Here is a 24,841-nt window from a genome sequence, read left to right as displayed (position 1 = left end):
CTTTCAATCCTATTTCCAGATTTATAAATTTCCAGCCTCTCTTCCTATAGCTTCCTTTCCCAATTGATAACAAATGTTATTGCTGCACAGCATTCATCCCTCATAATTTTGTATAAAAATTAAAAGAATGAAAGCAGCAGTAGTATTTGAAAAAGGAAGCCTCCCTCAATACGCAGACTTCCCGGAACCGGAAACAATACAGGAAAATGAAATTTTAGTATCTGTAAAAGCAGCGTCTATTAAAAATCTTGACAAAGCTAGGGCAGGTGGAAACCATTATTCTACGGAAAATGAAACCCATCAGCCTAAAATTATCGGTTCAGATGGTGTCGGGTACCTTGAAAACGGAAATAAAGTCTATTTTTTCAGTAAGAAAGGAACCGTAGCTGAAAAAGCTGTAGCCGATAAAAAAATAATGGTCCCGATTCCGGAAGAACTGGATTTTTCTATAGCAGCAGCATTACCCAACGCGGTCATGGGATCAGCAATGGCTTTAAAATTCAAGGCGGGATTGCAACCTGGAAATACAGTATTGATCAATGGAGCAACAGGGATTACAGGAAGAATAGCCGTTCAGATAGCCAAATTATATGGCGCCCGAAAGATTATCGTTACAGGAAGAAATGAAGAGTCCTTACAGGCTTTACGTGAGCTGGGAGCTGATGAGGTGGTTTCTCTCAAACAGGAAGATCATGATTTTAAACAAAAAATAAAAGAAATTCACCGGCAAATCCCTATAGATGTTGTATTGGATTATATCTGGGGCCATTCTGTAGAAATGATCTTATCAGCTTTCAAAGGAGACGGAACGTTTTCCCATAAAACAAAACTGGTAACAATAGGAGGAATGAGTGGAGATACCATTCAGCTGTCTTCACAGATTCTCAGAGGAACTGATATTCAGATTTCAGGATCGGGATTGGGCAGCTGGACCAAAGAAGAATCTACACTTCTATTTACCGAAATCATTCCGGAAATGTATCAGGCAGCTGTGGAAGGAAAAATTAAAATAGAAACGGAAGAGGTTGATATTAAAAATATCGAAACGGTATGGAATGCTGAGATACAAAGCGGAAAACGTCTGGTCATAAGAATTTAACCCCAATTTCCATTTTTTTATCCACAATCCTTTTATTGGTTTTCTTTTTTTACTATTTTTATAATAGAAATTTATGAACTGGAAAATTCAAAAAAAAGTTGCAACTTTGCATAAATATTTGAATATCAGTTTCAGATGTATTATTAACTAAACGTTTGCCGAGGTTTGTAAGCAAATTCAGACATCAGGCCGACAAAGAGGACACTATTGGAAGAGTATTTTGGAAATGAACTTGTAAAAAAGTTCGAGGAAATGATGGAAAACAATGACGAATTCTACTTTGATACAGAAGAGTTAGAAGACATTATTGTTTATTATTTGGAGCTTGGTGATTTTAATTACGCTGATATGGCTGTTAATTATGGACTAAAGCTTCATCCCAATTCATTGGATATCAAGATCAAAAGACTTGAGATCCTTTTGGAATGGGAAGACTATAATATGGCGAAAGAACTTATCAATGAGCTGAAAGGTGCTTCTATGGAGAACACAGACTTTTTGGTTTGTTACGCCAAATATTATTCGAGCTTAGGAAATCCCAGAAAATCCATTGAAATTTGTAAAAAAGCTTTGACATTAGAGGAAGAAGAAAACTTTCTCCACAACTTTATTGCGGATGAATATGTGAATCTCGGAGATCCTTTTAACGCACTTAAACATTACAGAAAAGCACTGAAAGAAGATCCTACGGATGAATATTCGCTGGAAAACTGTATGGTGTGTTTCAGTGACCTGAATAAGAGCGAGGAGGCTATAGCCTTTCTTAATGAATATTTAGATGAATTCCCTTATTCTGAAACCGCCTGGTTTGAATATGGACAATTCTATTTCAACAGAAAAAATTATGATGAAGCCATAAGAGGCTACGATTATTTATTGGCAATCAACTCAAACTCTGTAGGGGTATATGCTAATAAATCAGCCTGTTATGAAGCTATGGGACAATACCAGAAAGCTATCGAGACTTATGAGGAAATGCTGGAGCTGGAATACACAAAAGCATTTACTTTTTATAAGATCGGATTGTGCAATAAGGCATTAAAACAGCCTATTTTAGCTTTAAATGCATTCCAGAAATCATTGAGAGAAGACCCTCAGTTTTATCTTGCAATGATGGAACAGTCCTATCTTTATGAAGAAATGGGCGGAATGTCTGAAGCATTGCATTATGCCAAAGAAGCTACCCAGCTGAATGAAAACAACCTTGACTATCAAAAAAGATTGGCGTTTCTTTTCATCGATTCAGGGAAGTTTGAAGAAAGTCTTTCCTGTCTTAAAAAGCTGGTGGATGCAGAACCTACAAGGTTCTACAACTGGTATGCCTACTCAGAAGTTTTGATGTTGGTAGGAGAGTACGAAGATGCTGTAACTGTTTTGAACAGTGCCATAAAAAAGCATCACAGAGCTGAGCTGTTTTATCAGTTGAGTAACTGTTTTTTCAATCTGAAAGATCAGGATAAAGGAACAGAATCACTTCAGAAAGCGTTAGATCTTGATCCGTCTTTAGTTAAGGATATGCAGAAAAAATATCCGTTCATTAAAGATGAAGTGAAAAAGGTTAAAGCGACTAAAGTGAAGAAAAAGAACTAGATTAATCTAAAAATAATAAAAAAACCTGCAGAAATGCAGGTTTTTTTATTGATAATTGTACTCGTAAATAAATTTATCTGGAGCACTTGTATTGGGGTTCCCATTGATATCAAGAGACTGCCTGTCTTCAACAGACGGATAACCTGCGGTGTTAAAAGTAGTGGTATATTTATGTGAAGTTGTTCCGGTTCCGGTTCCTCCGCCCGCAGTGGTGTTGGTAAACTGTCCTTTATAAGTACTTAAGCTGTTCTTTATATTTGAAAATAACATGCTTACCCCATCGCTTTCATTTCCATTGAATATGATTTTATCAAAGCCTTTTACATTCTTAAAAGGATAGTTTTTATCCGTATAAGTGTAAGTTTCTTTTTCTGTGTAGTTGACAGTATTTCCATTTACGGTTCCAGTTCCTGAGCCTACGTTGCTTACCATATTTCCATTGTTGTAGGTAAAAACACTGTTGATTACAGAAGACCCTGCAGCCCCGGAATTCGTTTGTTTTTTTACGTTAATTTCTGTAGTACTTGCATAAGTATAAGTAAATGTAACTGTGTTTTGTACCGCACCGGTAAGAGAATATTCTTTGGTAATGGCAGAGGCCATACGACCGTTGGAATATCCGTATTCAACTGTACTTTCAAGAACGTTGTTTTCGTAATGTTTAATCCCGGTAACATATTCGTCTGTGTAAGCGAATTCAATTCTTTGCCCATGATTAATGTTGTTAATCATACTGATGATTTTGGTTCCGTTGTAATTGATTTTCATTACAATACCGTCCATAATCATTTTTGTAGGAAGAATTACGTTTTGAGTGGAAGGATCACTATTGTCAAAAGGAACATCATCACGCGAAGAAGAACACGAAAGTGTTAATAAGGCTATTGAGCCACAAAGTAGAATTTTTTTCATAGTTATAAGTTAAATCGGTCAAATATAATTTAATTTATAATATGATTTTATTTTTTCGGATTTGTTCTTAAAAATATGAGACCACCAATAATAATTCCCGCTCCTACAAATTGTAAATAAGTCAGTTTTTCACCATCTAAAATGCCCCAGATAATAGCCACAATAGGCATTATTAAAGTAACTGTAGAGGCAAAAAGAGGAGAGGAAACCTTCAGTAAACGATAATTCATGGTCATTGCAAGGCCTGTTCCGAAAACAGATAAAAGGCTCACAAACATAAGTCCCATCAGAGTATCCCTGGAAAAGCTAAATTCAGAAAAGAATCCCGTACTTGTCAACGCTATTATGGATGGAAATAATAAGACAAATGAAAATACAAAAGCAGAGAGAATCGTAGATGAAACCTCCATAAGCTTTGATTTTACGGTCGTTGTACTCATTGCATAGCATAGGGTAGCCAATAATAACAATAAGATCGGAATCATTTTCAGTTCTCCGCTGTCACCACCTCCGAATGCAAGAATACAGACTCCGGTGAAGCTTATGAATGTTCCTATAATTTGTTTTTTGGTTGTTTCAAACTTCCATACCAATGCTCCTACAATAATCACAAAGATAGGCATCATAGAGTTGATGATCCCCGCAATACTACTGCTTATTTCGGTTTCGGCAATGGGAAAAAGGAACATTGGGATAAAATTTCCGGTAAAAGCTGCCAGAATTAACCATTTCAGATGCTTTTTAGGAAAAAGTTTATAATTGGAAATCGCAACCGGAAGTAAAATAATCCCGGCAATCAGAACTCGTAAAGATCCTACCTGAAAAGGATTAAAATGCTCCAGAGATTTTTTGATCAAAATAAAGGATGATCCCCAGATAATACTCAGGATAACCAGAAGAACCCATTTTTCTTTATCCGCGTTCATTATTTTCGTGTAAGATTTTTAGAAATTCTTTTTTAGGAATCATTTTAGCACCTAGGCTTTCGAGGTGCTCCGTATGAGATTGACAGTCAATTAATTCAATAGTATCTTTATTGCTTTCTACAAAATGGATAAATCCTGCTTTGGAAGCATTGCTCACTTTAGCAAACATGCTTTCCCCGCAAAAAACGTTTCCAATCTGAAGTCCGTAAAAACCACCCACAAGCTCTTCATCCTGCCACACTTCAATACTTTTGGCCAAGCCATATTCATGAAGCTGGATAAAAGTATTCATCAGCTCATCAGAAAGCCACGTCCCGGACTGGCCTTTTCGGTTTGTCTTTTGACAGTTTCTGATTACTTCCCTGAAATTTTTATTCTCTGAAAAAGTAAAAACATTTCTGTTTAATATTTTCCTCATTGATTTTGAAACCTTTAATTCTTCCGGGAGAAGAACAAATCTTGGATCAGGACACCACCATAGAATTTCTTCTCCGGGATTGTACCAGGGGAAGATACCGAGTTGATAAGCAAACCAAATGCGCTCTACAGACAAGTCACCTCCAAAAGCAACCACTCCTTCATGACCATCATACAGCTCAGGGTCAGGAAATGAAATCTCGTTTTCGTCTAATCGAACCATGCTTAGAAAAAAAATCCCACTTCAAAAAGCAGGATTTATATTTGATCTTATATTCTTTAATTAAAAAGGTAAATCATCATCATCATCTCCGGCAAACGGATTTTCGTTTGACACTGGAGTTGCAGATTGCTGAGACATTGCCTGAGTAGGTTCTGAAGCATTTTCAGAAACTTTCTCTACTCTCCACCCTGTAATAGAGTTGAAGTATTTAGTTTCACCTTGAGGAGAAACCCATTCTCTACCTCTGATGTTGATTCCTACTTTTACGTTTTCTCCTTCTTTAAGGTTATCTAATAAACTGATTTTATCAGATAAAAATTCTATGTTTATCGGCTGTGGATACTGTTCTTGAGTTAAAATAACCATTTCTCTTTTTTGAAATCCGCTCGCAAATGTTTGAGCATCAAAAAGTTTCTTTACCGTTCCTTGTAATTCCATATCGTAAATATTAACGATGTAAAAGTAAGAAAATGAAATGTAATAAAAGGTGCCGTGAAAAAAAAATATAGAAATTTTAATTTTTTTTCTTGAAAAGTTTGGTAGTAAAGGAAATTGCCCTATATTTGCACTCACAAAAACGAAGCAAGCTCTTTAAAACTTACAATATAAAAAAACCAGCGGATGTGGTGTAATTGGTAGCCACGCCAGACTTAGGATCTGGTGCCGTGAGGCGTGGGGGTTCGAGTCCCTTCATCCGCACTATGCGAAAATAGCTCAGCTGGTAGAGCACAACCTTGCCAAGGTTGGGGTCGCGGGTTCGAATCCCGTTTTTCGCTCCACACCATGCCCTGGTGGTGGAACTGGTAGACACGCAGGACTTAAAATCCTGTGTCCGCAAGGACGTACGGGTTCAAGTCCCGTCTGGGGTACAAGACCCTCTGTAATATCTTACGGAGGGTTTTTTGTTTTAATAGAGAGTGTTCTTTAAATAAAATTTTTATATTTGTAAGAAATATAGCCTGAATCTGTAAATTCAGATCAGTAAATCAGCGGATGTGGTGTAATTGGTAGCCACGCCAGACTTAGGATCTGGTGCCGTGAGGCGTGGGGGTTCGAGTCCCTTCATCCGCACTATTCTAAAAGATTTTAGAATCATTGAGAAGGTTGGAACCTCTGGTTCGGATCTTTTTTTTTGCCCACACCATGCCCTGGTGGTGGAACTGGTAGACACGCAGGACTTAAAATCCTGTGTCCGCAAGGACGTACGGGTTCAAGTCCCGTCTGGGGTACAAGTCCCTCTGTAATATGATTACGGAGGGATTTTTGTTTTAAAATAGCTCTGGAAATGTAGCCTCTCTTTTTGCAAGTATAATCTCTCATTTATATTTCTAAAATAATCTCTCAAAAAAGAAGGACTTGAAATGTCTTTTGGTACATTTGCTTCAGAAAAATAAATAACCATGAAATTATTGAATACAATTGCAATAGTTAGTATGATAACAGCTTCTAACCAATTGTTCTCACAAACATCCAGCGAAAGCAAAGCCAAAGAAATTATAGAAAAAGCCATCCAGGCAGAAGGCGGTAAAAAACTTCTGAGCAGCATAAAAACACTGTATTCTAAATCTGAAACAGTAATGGACGGACGAAATGTGAATTGGATTACCAAAGAAATGGTTCCTAATAAAGGAAGTTTTGAAATTGAGTATCAGGGAAGAATTGTTTACAAATCATGGTTTGATGGCAAAACGGGTTATGAGCTGGTCAACGGAGAGAGAAAATTGGCTGATCCTGCTGAGTTTAAAGATAAAGCGGACAGAAAGTACATTATAAATGAACTTGCCTATATAGATCCCAAATTGTATAAGATTGAACTTATTGAAGAAAACCCGGATAAGATCTATTATAAAATAAAAGCAACCTATGTAACAGGAAAGGTGACTTATCTGTATTACAATGTAAAGTCATTCTTTCTAAGCAAAGAAGAAACGGTGGAAAATGGTGAAAAGAATACGTTCTCTACGGTTTTACAAAGTGATTATAAAAAATTTGGAGATCTTTGGTATGCTACTAAATCTACTTTTATTTCTGAAGATGGAAATCAGGAAGCTAAACTTGTTGATTTATATTACAATAAAGATATTCAGGATAAAGATTTTAAATAAAGTTTATCCCGACTCAAATAAAATCCTCTGCAACCTGGCTGCAGAGGATTTTTGTTTAAACATAAAAACCGTTTCACAATTCGTGAAACGGGCAAAAATATATTGAGAGGTGATTAGTTGCCTAATTCAAGCTGATTTTTTACAAGACTGTAGTAATCTGCTTTCTTGTTGACCAACTCCTGGTGGTTTCCTTTTTCAACTACGGCTCCGTTTTTCAGGACGATAATCTGATCTGCATTTTTTACGGTGCTTAAGCGGTGCGCTACAATAATTACCGTTTTTCCTTTGAAGAATTCCTGAAGGTTGTCATGAATGATCTTCTCATTTTCAGCATCCAGAGCGGAAGTTGCTTCGTCAAACATGATAAAATGAGGGTTTTTATAGACTGCTCTTGCAATAAGAACTCTTTGCTTTTGTCCTCCGGAAATTCCGTTGCCGGCAGCTCCTATTTTTGTACTGTATCCTAACGGAAGATTATCAATGAAAGAAGAAATGTTGGCAACTCTTACCGCATTTTCCATTTTTCTGGTGTTGATTTCCACTTCGCTGGTAGCAATGTTTCTTTCGATGGTGTCAGAGAAAATAAACCCGTCCTGCATTACAACTCCATAGTTTTCTCGTATACTTTTAGGAGATAAGGTGAGGATATCGTCTTCGTTATAATGAATGGTACCCTGCGTAGGATTGTAGAATTTCAGTAACAGCTTCATTAAAGTAGTCTTTCCGCTTCCGCTGGCACCAACAATAGCGGTAACTTTGCCTTCAGGGATAAACAGATTGACATCTTTTAAAACAAACTGAGATTTTGGACCTTCATACTGGAAAGAAACATTATTTAAAGTAATTCCTCTCTCTTCTTCTGAGTATGTATTGTTGATTTCAAGTGCTTTCATGCCTTCTTTTTCCTCTTCTTCATGATTCTGAACCTCATTTAGTCTTGAAAGACTCAGTTTTGCATCCTGTAATGACCGGAAGAAAGAAATCATTTGGTTAACAGGAGAGTTCAGCTGTCCGATGATGTAAGATATCGCCAATAATTCACCAATGGTCATATTTCCTTTCACCACCTGCAATGCCGCAAAGAAAGTAACGAAAATGTTCTTTAATTGGTTAAGAAATTCAAATCCGGAAAACTGATACTGATCTACTTTTAAAATACGAAGGGTTGTTTTGAATAATTTATTCTGAATCCCTTCCCATTCCTGTCTTTTATAGTCTTCAAATTGGTTTAATTTCATTTCAGAAACTCCATTCAGGATTTCATAAACACTTTCCTGGCTCTGTCCTTTTTCTCTGAATCGGTAATAATCCAGAATTTCTCTTTTCTTTAACCAATACTGCGCCCATACAAGAGATAATGCAGTAAGAGATGAGTAAATAAGTACAATCGTTACATTATAATACCAAAGCACTCCGAAAAACACCAGAAAAGTCACCATAGAGAAGAAGGTCATAAGGCTCTGAGAGGTAAGAAAATCTTCTATTCTCTCATTATCCTGAATTCTCTGGGTAAAATCTCCCTTCATCTTGGTATCAAAAAAGCCCATTGGAAGGAGAAGCATTTTCTTCAGAAAGTCTGAAATAATGGAAATGCTAATCCTGGTCCCAATATAAAGCATCAGCCAGTTTCTGATAATTTCTATGGTAATGCTTCCTAAATATAATACAACCTGAGAGATCAGAATGATCGTAATAAGGTCTATGTCTTTTGTGTTAACTCCCTTATCAATAAGTGTTTGTGTAAGGAATGGAAAGACAAGGCTAAGGCAGCTTCCGATAAGAAGCATACCAGACAAAAAGAGGAATTTGTTTTTATGCTCTTTGAAATATTTCATAGCAAAAGAAATGCTCAGTTTATCTTCTTCCGGGAAAGTCTGCTGATAAAAACTGTTGGTAGGACTTACAAAAAGAGCAATTCCGGTTTCGCCGTCTGATAGCCAGCTTTTAAGAAAGTCTTTTTCGCTCAGCCAGATCATTCCATGGCTTGGATCGGCAATTTTATAGCGTTTTTTTCCTGAAATAAGGCTTTTCTTTACATCAAGAAGCACTACGAAATGGTTTTTATTCCAGTGAAGAATGCAAGGCAGGCTGCCATTTTCATCCAGGGTCTGCAATGTCAGTTTCGCAGGATAGGTTTCAAATCCGATATCTTCGCACAGTTCACTGATACTCAGTAAGCTAACTCCTTCTCTGGATAGATTAGCATTTTCTTTTAAAAAATGTAACGGAATCTGCTTACCAAAGTAGGAAGCCACCATTGCGATACATGCAGGACCGCAGTCCATTTGGTCGTGTTGAGGGATAAATTTTAGCTTCATGATACTAGATATTTTCTTTTGCCGATTTTCATTTTATAATACTTTTCTACAATGCCATAGATGATCAGTTCGTGCATTCTGTGTCTGGATCTGATCAGTCTGTTGATATGCATGTGAATAAAACTGCTGACTAGTCTTTCTTTTTGAATGGTCTTCAGATTTTCTATTTCTTTGCAGTTGTCTTTCATAGAAGTGACGAACTCTGAGAAATACTGATTGCCATCCGATTCTACAATCTCGCTGATGAGATTCAGGTTCGTTCTGTATTTCAGATCCAGCTGTTTCTTAAGATTGCTGTCTACATTAAACTCCCGCTGAAACTGGTTGTAGATTTTATTGATCACCTCATATCGCTTATCCAGATCAAGCTGGAAGACATCGAAATAGGTATCAATACTTTTGATGGAGTATAACCAGAGGTCATCATTATTAGGAATGTTTTTAAGCAGATTAACAGTTAATTGACTGTCATAATGGAAGATATGCTCTGCGGTATCAATAAATTCGCCTTCATATCTTTCATATTCTCTGTCATAGGTTCCCATTTCCACTTTATTAATGATTCCTTCGCTGATATATTTATCAAAATAATCGTTGAAAGTGGTAATGATTTGAGCAGTGTTAGTGAGCTTATTATCATTGATTTCCAACCTCAGTCTGATATGATTGTCGGGATCACTGTATCGAATGTAGAACCATTTTTTGATTAGCTCTTCTTCACTCAGGTGAGGTAAAAGATCCGGAAATACATCCTGCAATATTTTGTCTGAAAACTTGTTGCCGCAATAGATTTTATAGTATAACCATTTGTTCCCCGGGATAAATTTATTATCAGAAATATTGACATTGAAAAGATGCTGGTCCAGCTCTGTTTTAAATGCTGTATAATTTCTGTTGATCATGGGAATGATAATCTCGTTGTTGAATTCATCAGTCTCAAGATCGTAAAGACACTCGGTAAGGGTTACGGTTTCCTTGGATCTCAGTTCATCAATAAGGAATAATAAAAGGTTGTCATTTTCCGTATCGATCAATAGCTTGTTATCTCCCTGGGAAATAAAGAAATACCGGTTTACTTTTTTATCTGAAAGGTATTCTTTTACCGTTTTAATGCTTTCAGTATTGTTTTTGGTCTTTATTCCAGATACTTCATTTTGGTATAATCTCCATAATGCCGGTGTGAAGATGATATCATCACCATGCGTGATCCGCGGAATATAATCATACATCAGGTAGTTGGTGTCTCCAATATTTAAAACCAATGCAGTAGAAACATCCTGATGCTGAAGGTCGCACAGAAACTGATACACCGGAAGCGAATTATAATCAAAATTATGAGCGGTAGAATGGAAAATTTTAACTTCTTTATTCAGCTCTTTATGGAATAATACGATTCTTTTATCAATCATTTTAATGTAAAGATCCGTCAGGGTAATGGTATTTTCCGAAGCTGAAGACTTGGTAAGATAAGAAAGCTGATTTCCTCTTTTTACCTGTCTCAGTAAGATATTTCCTACTCTGTTGTCTGGCAAATGAAGCAGTTCAGCATAGATAAAGTGATTATCATTCTGTTCTTCTTTGATGATTCTGTTCATCGGAGCCAGGATTTCTTCATCTTCATTGGAAAATCTCGCAATAAGGTTGGCACCGCTTGTTCCGCCTACAGAAGAGATGGCTATTTTATCAGATACCTTTTCAATCATGACAGCCATTGATCTTGCAAGGCTTACCTCATCTGCATTCTGAAGGCTGTTGATGTCATGCTGGCTAAGGTCTATAGCGGTATCTCCATTGATGTTGGCTTTGTTGATGATTCTTCTCCAGAATTCATGGATCTTTTTATTGTAAGTGATAGAAAATGAATCATTACTGGAATTGGGCCAGCTCAACGTATCCAACAGGGAAGAAAAATCGTTTTCGCTGTTTTGTTCCTGGATGTATCCAATGCCGCTTTCGTTGTCCAGTACTTCAACCAAAGGCACCAGGCTCTCTTCATATCTTGCATAGAAGGCAGACTTGAATTTTTCTAAATTTTCATTCACTGTTTCACTTCCTTTGTCCCAAAAGCATGATAGGGTATTGATTCCCTTTTTGATTTTGGAAAGGTCTTCTCTGGTAACAGGTGAAAAGTCAAGGTTCCTTTTTAAGGATGAATTGATGAGATATTTTCTGTCATACAAAATAGAGAACTGGTTGGCAAGTGCAAATATTTCGTTGTAATATTCCTGAGATTGTCCTACTCCGGAGTTCAGCAATTCCATATAGTTTTCCATTTTGATCAGGATTTCCAGATAACGGTCAAGTTCAGGATAGATTCCTTTTTTTGAACTTAAATATTCAATGATCTGAGACAAAGGAGAGTGCTCATTCAGGCAGATATCAAAGTTACTTTTAAAGAACTGGGCATCAATCAGGCTGAAAATATAGTATTTTGCATCTTCTTCGGAAACTCCTTCTACATTTTCTGCAACCAGAGCCACCAGATTGTCAAAAGAATAAGATTGGGCAGCCACCGTTTCAACCAGAAAATCCAGAAGTTCATCTTTTTCCAATGAGCTTAAAGTATAGACTCTTTTTTCGTTTTGTATTGCGGTTTCGATATATCGGTAATAATCACCTAACTTATAGATTGAGTCATTAAGCGCATATTCGTGAACCTCTGGAAAGTCTCTGTTGATTAATACTATAACCTGAAACAGGAAAGAAAGATCCAGCGTAGTATACCGGTGGATAGCGTTCATATTTCCTGCTTCAATATTTTTATTTTCTGAGCTGAGTTCAAAAGCAGAATGGGAAGCAAAAGTTCCGAAAGGAGTAGATCTGGTGGTAATTCTGATGTAATATTTAAGAATAGAATTGTTGATTCTGTTTCTCTTTACCAGAGATAAAGACGGATCATCCTGGCATAATCTTGCCCATTCGCTATACAGCTCATAAGATGCTAAAAAGATAGATTCTCTGAAGACCTCATCATTCCATAATTCCAGGATAAAATGATCAAGATCTGCTGTATTTTTCGGTATATTGTTATATTGTTTGAATGAGTACAGAGAGTTTCTCATAAAACCAATATTGATGTTATCTAACTGCGTTTTCATGTTGAATAGATTGTAGGTTGTAATGGTTGCTTATCATTTCAGCGTTTTCTGTTTTCTTATCACTGTCAGGTTCTGTATCATATAAAATGAATTCATCAACAGCCAGTTTTTCATCCAGTTTTTCAATCAGTTCAAAAAGCTCTTCAAAGTTGAGGTTGAGGATTTTGAAAGATTCGGATTCTTCTGCATCGGATTTTATTTCGTTGACTTCTGAAAGGTTGATCGCCAGAGCCAGTGATATTTTAGGAGCAAATCCGTTTTGCTGTGCAAAAGAATCCCTGTATCTGTTGATCTCTTCTTTTTTATCTTCAAGATTTTCAAGGAATTTTCCGCTTCCGTGAAAGGCTGAAACACAATAGTTTGAGTGTAAAGTGATTGCTTCGTCCAGGTTGTTCAAAGAAGAAGAAAGATACCAGAGATCAGGGATCAGTCCGCCGTAAGGTGGAATTAAAATTCCTTCTTTTTCGTTCTTTTCAGCTTCAGAATAAAACAATTCGTGGATTTCATTGGCATTTTCTTTGAAAACCACTCCGGTACCTCTTTCAAGGATGTCCGGATTCAAAAGGTTTTTGGTGTGCTCACTTTCAGGAATCCCTTTTGACAGTCCAAGGTCTATTCTTCCGTTGAATATATTGTTGATGAGTTTATAATTGGTAGCGACAGCGTAAGGAGAATAACTGGGAACTGAAGTTCCTGCGGATCCTACTCTTATTTTTTCTGTCATTCCGGCGATCATGGCAATCACGATATCCGGATTTGAAAATGCAAGATTCTTGAGGTGGGAATAATGATGCTCTGCCAGCCAGAATCTGCTGTATCCTAATCTCTCTGCATGAAGGGCATAATCAACTACATCGTTAAGAGCTGTGATTGAATCTTTGCCGCTTCTGTATCCTAGTTCTAGTAATCCTATGCTTTTTGTTTTCATGTTACAGTAAAAATTTTAGGTATTTAGTTTTGTCTATTTTGTCATTCAGAGCAATCAGGGCTCCTGTTTTTCCAAAGAGTAAATTACTGTCCTGTTCGGTGAATGGCTGGTCCAATTCATTTCCCAGGATTTCCAATGATCTTTTTATCCAGAAGCTTTTGGCTTGTTTATAATCCGGATGGGCGTCTTTTTCATTAATCTCGTGATACAGCTGTACAAGTCCTGAAGTTCCGTGGCAATACTGGATAAATTCTACACCTGTATTGGCCATTACTTTTCTTTTTGTAGTTTCTAAACCCAGTTCATGGGCCATATCTCTGTATTTTGTTTCCTGCAGGGTTTCACCTGTTTTATAAAGGAGATAAGAGAAAGAAAGATCGCTGTTGCACCAGCAAAGTCTGTTGTTGTGAAAAGGCTTCAACAGATTCTCTGCTATTTTGTAGTTGTAAGGTTTATATATTCTGGCATTTTCTACTTCATGGACATCAAAATTGGAAATAATGAAATCCAAACAGGTGTCAATAATGTATCTTGCTTTTTCCGTCATTACCGGAAGACCCAAAAGATTATTAACAATAGAAAGATAGCCATAGTTGAATCCTAAGTTAATTCCATCTGCATAGCTGTCATTCAGCTTGTTTTCAAATGGAGTGGGATGGGAAATGCATTCATCATAAAGGATGTTTACAATTTCGCTGCTGTACTGTTCGTTTCTGATGGTGTTGAAATAATGGAGATTTCCTATCGGGCCATCAAAAAAAGTATAATTGTCTTCCTTCAGCATGGTAACGGATTGCTGGAAGATCAGTTCTCCGATGTCAGTAATCTGGTCATCAAAATCGTCTTGTATTAATCCGTCTTTTTTTAATAAATCCAGGATAATGCCTAGTCCGGTCATTCCTTTGGATAGATTCGGGAGCGTATATACGTTGTTTTCTTTTTGCATGTTGCCATTCTCAAAGACTTCTTCAAGGATAGCTCCGACTTTGTTTACGTAGATGTCATTTCCTGAGATTTGATATTGTGTTAAGAAATAGAGTAATAGTCCCAGTTTTCCATAAAGCAATCCATCAGGTAAATTTCCATAATCAAAATCAAGCAGTTTTTGATCGTATTCATGAAGAATGGTCGTGATATTTTGAGATTGTAGAGTTTCCATTATAGATCGTAATTATAGAATGAAACGTAGTTGTGATTGGTTTTAATGACATTGTTCATCAGGGTAATCCCGATTCCTGCTATGCCCTGGCCCAGGGCCATATTGATATTGTCAAATTCTGCATTGTAATAGGCTTTGAATCCTGCCCATGTTTCACTTTCATTATTTTTTGACTGCAGAAGATGTTCATGCCAATATTCTTTGGCCTCTAAAAATGCATCCTGTTCTGTAAGGTGATAAAGGTTTTTATATAATGCGGATAATCCGGCAGAACCATAAATTAATCCCGGCTCCAGGATAGCGGACTGATCAGTATCTTTAAATTTTGTAGTATTGAGTAAGATATGAAGTCCTTTGTCGCAATAGTCCTTATTTTCTAGGAGAATTCCTGCGTTGTAAAAAGTATAGCCAATTCCGATTTCTCCGTATGCGAGATTGTGATAATCTATATAGACATCTTCAAAAGCATTGAAGGGGAAAAGCGTAATATTGTCAGTACTGCTTTCTTTACAGCTCCAGATAAATGATAATCCTTTGTGAATGAGTTCTAAAGATTCTTTTGTGTAGATCTTATTTTTATAAAGGAATAACAAATAGTTGATTACTCCTGTTGTTCCGTGTCCTAAGCCCAGTTCCACATATGGATTTTCCTTATCCCGAAGATCAAACTTCCAGTAGTTTCCGCTGTCATGGTTTTGAGTAAGTTCAATGACTTTATCCAGGGTTTTCTCTATCAGGTATTTTTTGTCTTTAAGATTTCTCAGTACGAAATACTTGGCAAAACTCGGAAACCCGCTCGTTAAATCAAGGTCTCCCTGCTCTGTTTTCTGGATCAGTATTTCTTCCAGTATTTCATCTATATTTTCCAGTAGAGAATCAATTTCGCTGTCTAAAACTTCTTCCTGTTTCAGGAACATAAGATATAATCCTAGCTCTCTTATCTCATCATTAAAATGAAGACTTTTATAATCCTCTGTTAAAACAGACAGAGACTTTTCAATGTAGTGTGTTACCAACTCCAAAGATTCTGATTCTTTGGTCATTAGATAATGATAATAATAAAACATTGAAGCGCTTAGAATCCCGTTATTAAGACCGATTCCGGTAAGGGAAGTATCTTTTTTGCGGATACATTCTTCTATTTCTGAGATGATTAGTTTTTCTTTTTGCATGATCTGAGAGCTTTGAGATTATATAATTTTTTTTAAAAGAGGGAGTTTTATCAAAAGTGCTCCCTCTTTTATAGGAGAAGATTACTTCGCTATTCTTGTTTGTACTACTGTGTTTCCACCGCAAGAACACTGTCCGCAAGACTGCGCTGCTGCCTGAAGACTGTTAACACCTCCTTTTAGGCTATTCATTTGCTCTTCTTGTAATTTGCTGATTTGCTCTTTGTTGATTTGAAGACCCTTAGTTAGTTTCATTTTGTTCATGATGTTTAATTTTAAATTGTTATTGTTTATTTTAAATGTGATGGGCTGATTAAGATGCTACTCTTGTTTTTACGATTGTGTTTCCACCGCAAGAACACTGTCCGCAAGACTGCGCTGCTGCCTGAAGGCTGTTAACCCCTCCTTTAAGGCTGTTCATTTGCTCCTCCTGAAGCTTGCTGATTTGTTCTTTGTTGATTTGTAGACCTTTTGTTAATTTAATTTTGTGCATGATGTTGATTTTTAAATTGTTATATAAATATTTTAAATTTTTGTGAGAATTACTTAGCAACTCTTGTTTGTACTACTGTATTTCCACCGCAAGAACACTGTCCGCAAGACTGCGCTGCTGCCTGTAGGCTGTTAACCCCTCCTTTAAGACCATTCATTTGCTCTTCCTGAAGCTTGCTGATTTGTTCTTTGTTGATCTGTAGTCCTTTAGATAATTTCATTTTGTTCATGATGTTTGATTTTAATTGTTATTGTTTATTTTAATGTGATTTTGGAAGCTGATTATTGAGCTGCTCTTGTTTTTACAATTGTGTTTCCACCGCAAGAACACTGTCCGCAAGACTGTGCCGCTGCCTGAAGGCTGTTAACCCCACCCTTAAGGCTGTTCATTTGCTCTTCCTGTAATTTGCTGATTTGCTCTTTGTTGATCTGTAATCCTTTTGTTAATTTAATTTTGTGCATGATAGTTGATTTTTAGATTGTTATTGTTTATTTTAATGTGATTTTGGAAGCTGATTATTGAGCTGCTCTTGTTTTTACAATTGTGTTTCCACCGCAAGAACACTGTCCGCAAGACTGCGCTGCTGCCTGAAGGCTGTTAACCCCACCTTTAAGACTGTTCATTTGCTCTTCCTGTAATTTGCTGATTTGCTCTTTGTTGATTTGTAATCCTTTTGTTAATTTAATTTTGTGCATGATTTTAAAATTTTTAGTTGATTGGTTTTTGGTTATCTTTTCAAGTCATAAAACCTTTATTGGACCCTACTTGCAAGTATATATTTGATTAATTAATTCTGTTTCTTTCGTCCTCGTTTCCGAAGTTTCTCTGCTGTTCAGATTTCAGATTCTTGTTTCCGAACTTGTAGCTTAAAGAGACCCTTACTCCTCTTGTGTCGCCATAGCTGCTGAAGTCTGTTTTTATACCATTAGACTCATAAGTGATCAGAGGGCGCTGGCCGTTTAAAAGATCCATACCGGTAACAGTCAGGGTCAGTTTCTTATCCAGCAGCAGGAATTTCATAGAAACATCCAGAATATTCATGGTTGAGATATGAAAGATCTGATAACGTCCCGGAAGCTGAAGACCGTAGTTGGCACTGAAGAATATAGTTTTAGACTCATTCAATGTAAAATCGTTATTAGAATAGAAATACGCATTGTAGCCATCTATTGAACTGATGAAATCTGTTTTTGACTTTACATTCTGATAATTCACATTAAATCCTGTAAAGCTGTTCCACCAGGTCCATCTATTAAAATTGTAATATGTGGAAACCCCGATCTGATACGTATTGGCATAATTCAAAGGTGTGCTTCTTGTGATATTGGTATTCCGGTCCAGAATAGCAAGGTCCTGGCTGAAATCCGATACCTGAGAATAATACACCGAGGATACCCATTTCTGATTTCTTACATACGAAAACTCCAGATTATCAATGATAGAAGGTTTTAAAAAAGGATTTCCTTCCGAATAATAATAAGGGCTTGTACGCACCACAAACGGATTCAGATACTCAAAATTCGGTCTGCGGATTCTTCTGCTGTAGTTCAGTGAGAAAGAATTCTTGTCATCAGGATTATAGGTCACATACGCTGTCGGAAACAATTTGACATAATCATTTTTGTTGGTTTGGTTCAGATTATGCGAATATCCGGTTGTCTGGGTTGCTTCCATTCTAAGACCAGCCTGGGTTTCCCATTTTTCGCCTAGCTTTTTGCTTGCAGAAACATATAATGCTTCGTTATGCTCCTTATAATTAAAGATGTTCGACTGATCGGTATTTAAAACGGGAGTACCGGTCTTATGATCCAGAACAACAAGGTCATTGTTCGTATTTGTATAGGTATATTTCCCTCCGAAGCTTAAAGAAGCCCATTTCAACGGCATTTCCACATCCACTTTTCCGGAATAGTTTTCAATACGGTTCACATTGGTATTCGTAGCTGAGAAAAAGCTTCCCGGCAGAATATTCCTTTGAGGATCCAGCTCATTTCCTGCATAAAAGTTGTAATCACTCTTTCTGTAGTGGAAATAATCAAAATCAGTGGTGATTTTGGTCCCGGCAGAATCTACTTTAAAGGTATTGTACCAGTTAAGAGAATTCATATTAGGCTTATTGTTGGCATCCACATCAGATGTAATGTAGGAATTCACAGCTCCGGCAGAATTAAACCTTGAGGTAAAAGGACTGTTTGATGAGGTGTTTCTGGTAAAACTGCCCAGATATTTTGCCCCTGTTGTCCATTTATCCGATATTTTGTAGTCAATGCCAAGTCCCAACCCAAGATTATTCTCTTCAGATTTATTTTTGACATTCAGGATCCATAGCTCATCCGGATAGTAAATTTTACTGTCAGATGTCGTGCGGAGTCTCTGAGAATTGGTATTGGCGGTTAGCTGTAAAGACAGCCTGTTACGGTTATAATTAAATGCTCCCTGAAGACCGCCTCCTGCATATGTTTTTTGAGTATAGCTGCCTCCGATATTGGCATTCCAGGAATTCGGTTTTCCTCTTTTTAATTTGATATTGATCAGTCCGCTGTCACCCTCTGCATCGTATTTCGCCGGTGGAGTAGTGATGACTTCAATAGACTGGATATTGTCTGAAGGAATTGATTTTAATAAACTTGACAAATCATCCGGAGACATTCTCTGAATACGATCGTCTATCATGACCAGAACTTCCCCCTTTCCAACGATTGAAACCTTTTCATCCTGGATGCGAACCAGTGGAGTTGTTTTTAAAGCGTCCAATGCAGTGCCTCCTGTTGCTGCAACCGAATTTTCTACATTGAAAACAAGACGGTCTATTTTTCTTTCCACCAGTTTTTTCTTTTTTGTCAGACTGATTGCCTGGATTTCTTTACTTTCCGGCTGGTTTTCTTTAATCGTATAATTTCTTGTAATCTCTCCTTCTATTTTTTCATTTCCTTCGTATACTTTGCTTCCATTCAGGAAAAATTCCATTTTATAAGAATCGGCTTTTGGAAGTTTGATAGAGAAAAGTCCGTTTTCATCAGTGATCGTTGAGAATTTATCATTTCCTGCTAACAAAACTACTTCCACATAAGAAATATTGGCTGCCTTTTCATCAGATACTTTACCCGAGATACTCTGAGCATTAAGGTGAATGCCCATTCCTAAAAAGGATAATAACGGTATTAAGTATTTCTTTGTCATGATTGTTATTTTATATTTCAAAAGTAGAATGTTGTGTTTTGAATGCTGCTACACGGAAGTGTAGTTTTAGGCGGTTTGTTGTAATACTACACTTTGGTGTAGGGCGCTTACTTCCGGTGTTGACATCAAATGATAGTTCTTATCAAGGAATTTTTTTAGCCCGTTATAAGTAAGCATTACAGGGATTGTTTCAGAACCCAGATAATGAATGGGCTCTGCTAAGGTAATAGCCTCTATTCCCATAAGCTTAAGGACTTTCAGAAGCTTGGCATCACATTCAGCGATAGCAACAGAATTTTTATTCTGACAAACCTCGTTGATTGCATAAGCCATTAGTGTTTTGAATATTCCGAAACCTGTTTTATCAATTCCTTTCTTAATAGCAAATCTTCCGATATGCCAAATGTTGGTCGTTTTATTTTTGATAAAAGAAGACGGATTGATATGGAACAGTTTCTCCAAAGGAAGAACATCCTTATGATTCCATTTAAAAACTCTTATAGAACCATTGATCTTATCTTCGTGATCTCTGGAAACAAAAATCTTAGACTTTTTAAAGTTCTTTTCCTCATGATAGATATCTTCTACTTCAGCCTTAAACTGATCCGTATCAGAATAACTTTCATGATGATTAAAGTTTTCGGTAACAACAAATTCTGCTAATTCGTATAAGTTTTTATTACTTAAAGAATAAAAGTTAAGATGTTCCATATTTTTTTTATCTTTATAGTAAAATTATTACACTGAATAGTGGGATATGCTACACTTTAGTGTAGATTCCTTAAAGTCTACACTAAAGTGTAGTAACCTAAAAACTGTACCTTAAAAACTTAACTATGGAAGAGATTGGAAAATTCTTTTCAAATAAAAACAGTATTGATACAATCTCAGAATCAGAGAATAACCAGACCTCTGATTATCTTGAAGTGATTAAAGCATTTGCCAGGATCACTTATATGAGTTTGTATGTTATAGATTATCAGAAACAGAATTTTGAATATGTCTCGGATAATCCTTTATTCCTTTGTGATCATACTCCCAAAGAGGTAGAAACAATGGGCTATGCCTTCTATTTCAGGCATGTGAAAAAAGAAGACCTGGATTTGCTGTTTAAAATCAATGAAGTAGGATTTGAATTCTATGAGAATCTGCCCGTACATGAGCGAAAGCTCTATACAATTTCTTATGATTTTCATTTAGTCAATGAAAGTAAAAATACCATCCTTATCAACCACAAGCTCACTCCTCTTTTCTTATCTTCAGAGGGTAAAATGTGGAAGGCCATGTGTATTGTATCATTGTCCCACAACCATGCATCCGGAAATATTTCTATTGTAAAGCAGGGAACAGATGAAATCTGGAACTATGATCTGAAAGACAACAGATGGATAAAAGAGGAAAAAGTGAAGCTCTCAGAAAGAGAAGCCGAGATATTAAGATTATATGCCCAGGGACTTACCATCAATGAAATTGCAGATAAGATTTACGTAACAGGTGATACGGTAAAATTCCACAGAAGAAAGCTATTTGATAAAATGGGCGTAAGTAATATTACTGAAGCATTATCCTATGCGACAAATTACAAGTTGATTTAAACGCACAGGTAGCTATTCGGAAATCGCATTCATATAAAACTGTGGGAAAGTTTTATGGGGTTTTCCGGTGGCTATTTTGAACATTACGTGTGTACACATTCCCGCAACGATCCATGAAGCAATGGCCAATTGGGGAGGAGGAAGATTTTCTTTTTCCTTCTTATAATCGTCTATAATATTTTCAAGCCACTCATTGGGAGTTCTCCAAAATCGCAGATAACCGGCGATGTATTCTACCATTTTGAGCTCATTGAAATTATCATCAGAAAGGATGTCAAGTGCAAGCCCATTAGGTTCTATTACTGCCACTAAACCTCCCCACCCGAGATTATAAGGATGCAGAACATGCATTCCTTTTTCCTGGCATATTCTGTCAAATACCACAGGAATATTACTTGAAAAATCCAGGGCGTTGATAGCAATATCATGATCACCAATGATTTCATGAACGTTATCCGGTGTGATAAATTCGCTCCGATACCGGATATTGGCCTTTGGATTAATGCTTTTCAGCCGATGGTATAATGTTTCTGCTTTGTAGGAAGAAATATCCTGATGGGTGTAGTTTTGCCGGTTCAGATTAGACTGTTCAATAGTATCACCATCCACAATGGTAATATTTTCAAAACCAAAACGAAGCGCACATTCTGCAATATTGCTGCCTATACCACTTCCTGCAAGGAGAATAGAAAAATTCTTAATTGCTTTTTGCTCTTCTTCCTGTACGTATAACCTGTTTCGAGAATATTTTGCTTCCATTGCTGTTATTTTAATACAAAAATAGGTTTATGCCTCCTAATTTTGACTACACGATGGTTTAGTTTTGAGTCTGAGAATCAAAATAAAAGCATGCAAAACATAGATAAAATATAGGATTTATATGAATCACAATATTTTATTATTCAATAGATGGTGATTAAAAACAATTAGAAAACTTATTAAAGGTTACATACCATATAACCCATCAACTTTTGAATTTATTCTCAAGATTTTCCAGTCTTTCAAAAATACCCGTGAAGATATTCTTGTTAGCCGTTGAAACATATCCCACAATCTTATAGTATTCCTGAATATTTTCGTTTATTGTTTGATTATCAGTTATATAATAAATGTTTTCATTTGTGTAAACCAGTACTTTATGAATAGGATCTGTGTTCAGATTGGTTTTATTTAGAAAGATAATATCTCCGTATTGATATTGTGGTAATAGATGCTTTTCTGTAGTAAATTCATAGATTAAATCAACGGATGCTAATATTTTTTGCAAAACTGATACATTAGAGCTATTACTTTCCGTTATTACTTCCTGTTGATTCCGGATAGAAAATTCCGGGAAAAGCATAAGTTGATCCGTATTTGAAACACCTCCCAATTGATCTGCCTGTAGGGTTTCTGTCAGAAATTTATCAAGATTAAGATTGAAATGATTGGCAACTTTCAGTATTGTTTCGATTTTTGGTTCTGCACGTCCTTCCTCATAAGAGCTTATCACCCCTCTGTTTAAATCAAACAAGTCTGCAAAAGCTTTTTGGCTTAGACCTTTTAATTGTCTTATTTTCTTAATATTACTTCCAAAGAAGCTCATGTTGTCTAAAATTTTTTGCAAATATAAAGAATGTAGTATAAACGATTGATAAAAATATTTGCAATCCAAAATATACTGTGCAAACTTCTATTGTCATAAAAAATTCCATCCATTACAATATAATCTGTACCCGCAATATTGTATAGTTCTGTATCTGTATCCAAACTCAAAGACTCCATAATTTTGTTAAGCAAGAAGAGTACTTATGGAAACAATAGTTCAACGTCAGGAACAGATTCAGTATGCCGAAGCTTATATTTCGGATATGCCGGAACTGAAAAAGATTTTCCTACAAATGAAGGAAGCAAAGAAAGTAGACTCCAATTTCGGACTCCCTTTTATGTTGGTGAAAAAGAAAATTGAGACCGTTGCTTTTGCCAGTCTTATTGTGAATGAAAAGAATGAAATCTCTTTTAGAATATATGATAAAAACAGAATGTCAGAAGCTGAAAAGAGAAACTTTTTTTCTAATACTGAAAGATATTTTAAAAATAATAATACCCCTAATTTCAGGAATCCGGAACAACTGAAAAGCAGTATAAAGCGTATGACCGGCTGGCTGAATCTTGAATAAAGCCATGAGAAAATTGTACATTTACTTAAAACCGTAATGCAATGCCGAAAGATGTTCTGTACCTTAAAATAGCCAACTCTGTCACAGAGCAGATCAAAAGTGAAACCCTCCAGTTTGGAGACAGGCTGCCCTCACTGAGAAGTGCCCAAAAACTATACAACGTAAGCCTGAATACCGTCAAACAGGCTTATATGGAACTTGAAAGCAGGTCTCTGGTAGAATCACGCCCTAAATACGGATATTATGTAAGCCAGACTTCCCAGCGGAAACTTGCTCTGCCTTCTGTAGCCCAAATGAAGCTTTCGGAAGGGAAAAATACCCCTCAGGATCTTTTTGATAAAGTATTCGGAACGATTGCCGGTACGGATGTAACGCAGTTTGCTCTTGGAATTCCCGGGAAAAGCCTTCTTCCGGTAGCCAAGATGAAAAAATGCATGATTGATGTAGTGAAGAGGAAAAGTGACAGCGGAGTCAATTACGAATCGGTGCAGGGAAGTGAACAGCTTCGGCGTGAAATTGCCAAATGGGCGATGGTAATGGAAGGCAAAATTACAGAAGATGACCTGGTGATTACGTCCGGAGCCATGAATGGAGTATATAATTGTCTGATGGCAGTTACCAAACCGGGAGATTGTGTAGCGGTGGAAAGTCCGGTCTATTTTGGAATCCTTCAGGCCATTCATTTATTAGGATTGAAAGCAGTAGAAATTCCTACTCATCCTATTACAGGAGTGGATCTGGATGCTTTAAAAAAAGTACTCCCAAAACTTTCTGCATGCTGTTTTGTGGTCAATTATAACAATCCGTTAGGATTTCAGATGCCTGATGAGAACAAAAAAGAATTGGTAAAAATGCTTACTGAACAAAATGTTCCGCTGATTGAAGATGATGTCTATGGAAATATTTATTTTGGAGCAGGAAGACCAAAACCCTGTAAATTTTATGATGAAGCAGGAATTGTAATGTGGGTGGGATCCGTTTCCAAAACATTAGCTCCCGGTTTTAGGACAGGGTGGGTAGCTCCGGGAAAGTTTAAAGACAGAATTATCCGTCAGAAACTCGTGCAGACCGTTTCCAGTCCGTCATTATTTTCAGATGTAATCTCAGATTTTCTTGCCCATGGACGGTACGATCATCATCTGAGAATGTTCAGGAAAAAACTCTACGCCAATTATCTTCAGATTCAGAAATCCGTGATTGAGTATTTTCCGGACAATACCAAGATCTCAGAACCAAAAGGCGGTTTCATGCTCTGGCTGGAACTGGACAAGAGAATTTGTACAGAAGATCTTTATGATGTGGCTTTTGAACAGAAAATAACCTTTGCACCCGGAAGAATGTTTTCACAATATAACCAGTATCAGAACTGCATGCGTTTGAACTATGCACTGGAATGGACAGATAGAGTGGAAAGTGACCTTGAAAAACTGGGAAAAATGATAAAAAACAGAATTAAATAAACCCTATAGC

General features: G+C 36.7%; 24 protein-coding genes and 5 tRNA genes. 11 read left to right on the top strand and 18 right to left on the bottom strand.

Features of this window, described 5'->3' with window-relative positions:
• Positions 1–127 precede the first annotated feature (127 nt).
• Entirely contained in the window at positions 128–1,099 is a 972-nt protein-coding gene (locus tag LC457_RS00440; RefSeq protein WP_223598141.1) for a zinc-binding alcohol dehydrogenase family protein, read from the top strand.
• Between the two features lie 207 nt (positions 1,100–1,306).
• On the top strand, positions 1,307–2,689 hold the full coding sequence (locus LC457_RS00435) for a tetratricopeptide repeat protein (protein WP_047421987.1): 1,383 nt from the start codon (positions 1,307–1,309) through the stop codon (positions 2,687–2,689).
• A gap of 45 nt (positions 2,690–2,734) precedes the next feature.
• Here the strand turns inward: LC457_RS00435 and LC457_RS00430 are convergent, their stop codons facing one another.
• Genes LC457_RS00430 through LC457_RS00415 form a run of 4 tightly spaced genes read right to left on the bottom strand, consistent with a single transcriptional unit; the run spans position 2,735 to position 5,605 of the window.
• Positions 2,735–3,601, bottom strand: a complete 867-nt coding sequence (locus tag LC457_RS00430; RefSeq protein ID WP_223598140.1) for a hypothetical protein — start codon at positions 3,599–3,601, stop codon at positions 2,735–2,737.
• 47 nt (positions 3,602–3,648) lie between these two features.
• Positions 3,649–4,527, bottom strand: a complete 879-nt coding sequence (locus tag LC457_RS00425; protein WP_223598139.1) for a DMT family transporter — start codon at positions 4,525–4,527, stop codon at positions 3,649–3,651.
• Positions 4,514–5,167, bottom strand: a complete 654-nt coding sequence (gene aat, locus LC457_RS00420) for a leucyl/phenylalanyl-tRNA--protein transferase (protein ID WP_223598138.1) — start codon at positions 5,165–5,167, stop codon at positions 4,514–4,516. The genes LC457_RS00425 and aat overlap by 14 nt, the downstream gene beginning before the upstream one ends.
• Positions 5,168–5,227: 60 nt before the next feature.
• Positions 5,228–5,605, bottom strand: coding sequence for a DUF3127 domain-containing protein (locus tag LC457_RS00415; protein ID WP_047380715.1), 378 nt, complete (start codon positions 5,603–5,605; stop codon positions 5,228–5,230).
• 179 nt (positions 5,606–5,784) lie between these two features.
• Here LC457_RS00415 and LC457_RS00410 point away from each other — a divergent pair.
• From LC457_RS00410 to LC457_RS00385, 6 genes are all read left to right on the top strand, one after another.
• A tRNA-Leu gene (locus LC457_RS00410) sits at positions 5,785–5,866 on the top strand.
• Between the two features lie 4 nt (positions 5,867–5,870).
• Positions 5,871–5,946: transfer RNA gene (locus tag LC457_RS00405), tRNA-Gly, on the top strand.
• Positions 5,947–5,952: 6 nt separating this feature from the next.
• Positions 5,953–6,036, top strand: a tRNA-Leu gene (locus LC457_RS00400).
• A 120-nt stretch (positions 6,037–6,156) separates the two neighbouring features.
• Positions 6,157–6,238, top strand: a tRNA-Leu gene (locus LC457_RS00395).
• A gap of 74 nt (positions 6,239–6,312) precedes the next feature.
• A tRNA-Leu gene (locus LC457_RS00390) sits at positions 6,313–6,396 on the top strand.
• A 171-nt stretch (positions 6,397–6,567) separates the two neighbouring features.
• On the top strand, positions 6,568–7,272 hold the full coding sequence (locus LC457_RS00385) for a hypothetical protein (protein WP_223598137.1): 705 nt from the start codon (positions 6,568–6,570) through the stop codon (positions 7,270–7,272).
• 113 nt (positions 7,273–7,385) lie between these two features.
• On the opposite strand, the gene LC457_RS00380 is transcribed toward LC457_RS00385, so the two are convergent.
• The 12 genes from LC457_RS00380 to LC457_RS00325 form a co-directional block, all read right to left on the bottom strand.
• Entirely contained in the window at positions 7,386–9,590 is a 2,205-nt protein-coding gene (locus tag LC457_RS00380; RefSeq protein WP_223598136.1) for a peptidase domain-containing ABC transporter, read from the bottom strand.
• Positions 9,587–12,688, bottom strand: coding sequence for a lantibiotic dehydratase (locus LC457_RS00375; RefSeq protein WP_223598135.1), 3,102 nt, complete (start codon positions 12,686–12,688; stop codon positions 9,587–9,589). Before LC457_RS00375 ends, LC457_RS00380 begins: the two co-directional genes overlap by 4 nt.
• Complete coding sequence (locus LC457_RS00370) at positions 12,669–13,616, bottom strand: LLM class flavin-dependent oxidoreductase (RefSeq protein WP_223598134.1); 948 nt, start codon at positions 13,614–13,616, stop codon at positions 12,669–12,671. Before LC457_RS00370 ends, LC457_RS00375 begins: the two co-directional genes overlap by 20 nt.
• Position 13,617: 1 nt before the next feature.
• Entirely contained in the window at positions 13,618–14,775 is a 1,158-nt protein-coding gene (locus tag LC457_RS00365) for a lanthionine synthetase LanC family protein (RefSeq protein ID WP_223598133.1), read from the bottom strand.
• A complete protein-coding gene (locus LC457_RS00360; protein WP_223598132.1) occupies positions 14,775–15,947 on the bottom strand; it encodes a lanthionine synthetase LanC family protein in 1,173 nt (390 codons plus the stop codon). Before LC457_RS00360 ends, LC457_RS00365 begins: the two co-directional genes overlap by 1 nt.
• Positions 15,948–16,028: 81 nt before the next feature.
• A complete protein-coding gene (locus LC457_RS00355) occupies positions 16,029–16,199 on the bottom strand; it encodes a class I lanthipeptide (RefSeq protein WP_174774463.1) in 171 nt (56 codons plus the stop codon).
• 58 nt (positions 16,200–16,257) lie between these two features.
• Complete coding sequence (locus LC457_RS00350) at positions 16,258–16,437, bottom strand: class I lanthipeptide (protein ID WP_223598131.1); 180 nt, start codon at positions 16,435–16,437, stop codon at positions 16,258–16,260.
• Between the two features lie 49 nt (positions 16,438–16,486).
• Positions 16,487–16,666 (bottom strand): class I lanthipeptide, encoded by a 180-nt coding sequence (locus LC457_RS00345; RefSeq protein WP_223598130.1) that lies wholly within the window; start codon positions 16,664–16,666, stop codon positions 16,487–16,489.
• A gap of 52 nt (positions 16,667–16,718) precedes the next feature.
• Positions 16,719–16,898 carry a class I lanthipeptide gene (locus LC457_RS00340; protein WP_076595230.1) on the bottom strand — a complete coding sequence of 60 codons (180 nt, stop codon included), beginning with the start codon at positions 16,896–16,898 and terminating at the stop codon, positions 16,719–16,721.
• Positions 16,899–16,952: 54 nt separating this feature from the next.
• Positions 16,953–17,132 carry a class I lanthipeptide gene (locus tag LC457_RS00335; RefSeq protein WP_076595230.1) on the bottom strand — a complete coding sequence of 60 codons (180 nt, stop codon included), beginning with the start codon at positions 17,130–17,132 and terminating at the stop codon, positions 16,953–16,955.
• An 88-nt stretch (positions 17,133–17,220) separates the two neighbouring features.
• Positions 17,221–19,617, bottom strand: coding sequence for an outer membrane beta-barrel family protein (locus tag LC457_RS00330; RefSeq protein WP_223598129.1), 2,397 nt, complete (start codon positions 19,615–19,617; stop codon positions 17,221–17,223).
• 66 nt (positions 19,618–19,683) lie between these two features.
• Positions 19,684–20,328, bottom strand: a complete 645-nt coding sequence (locus LC457_RS00325; protein WP_223598128.1) for a hypothetical protein — start codon at positions 20,326–20,328, stop codon at positions 19,684–19,686.
• A 125-nt stretch (positions 20,329–20,453) separates the two neighbouring features.
• Here LC457_RS00325 and LC457_RS00320 point away from each other — a divergent pair, with 125 nt between their 5' ends.
• Positions 20,454–21,212 (top strand): response regulator transcription factor, encoded by a 759-nt coding sequence (locus tag LC457_RS00320; RefSeq protein WP_223598127.1) that lies wholly within the window; start codon positions 20,454–20,456, stop codon positions 21,210–21,212.
• 12 nt (positions 21,213–21,224) lie between these two features.
• On the opposite strand, the gene LC457_RS00315 is transcribed toward LC457_RS00320, so the two are convergent.
• On the bottom strand, positions 21,225–21,971 hold the full coding sequence (locus LC457_RS00315; RefSeq protein WP_223598126.1) for a ThiF family adenylyltransferase: 747 nt from the start codon (positions 21,969–21,971) through the stop codon (positions 21,225–21,227).
• A gap of 205 nt (positions 21,972–22,176) precedes the next feature.
• Positions 22,177–22,797 (bottom strand): helix-turn-helix domain-containing protein, encoded by a 621-nt coding sequence (locus LC457_RS00310; RefSeq protein ID WP_223598125.1) that lies wholly within the window; start codon positions 22,795–22,797, stop codon positions 22,177–22,179.
• A 205-nt stretch (positions 22,798–23,002) separates the two neighbouring features.
• Between LC457_RS00310 and LC457_RS00305 the strand changes: the two genes are divergently transcribed.
• Both LC457_RS00305 and LC457_RS00300 read left to right on the top strand, forming a co-directional pair.
• Positions 23,003–23,371, top strand: coding sequence for a hypothetical protein (locus tag LC457_RS00305; protein ID WP_223598124.1), 369 nt, complete (start codon positions 23,003–23,005; stop codon positions 23,369–23,371).
• 41 nt (positions 23,372–23,412) lie between these two features.
• Entirely contained in the window at positions 23,413–24,831 is a 1,419-nt protein-coding gene (locus LC457_RS00300) for a PLP-dependent aminotransferase family protein (RefSeq protein WP_223598123.1), read from the top strand.
• Positions 24,832–24,841: the final 10 nt, after the last annotated feature.

Origin of the sequence: Chryseobacterium sp. GVT01B (genome assembly GCF_019970045.1) — a bacterium.
In the GTDB taxonomy this organism is placed as follows: domain Bacteria; phylum Bacteroidota; class Bacteroidia; order Flavobacteriales; family Weeksellaceae; genus Chryseobacterium.
The sequence above is the reverse complement of the archived record's forward strand: the minus strand, read 5'-3'. Positions and strand labels throughout refer to the sequence as shown.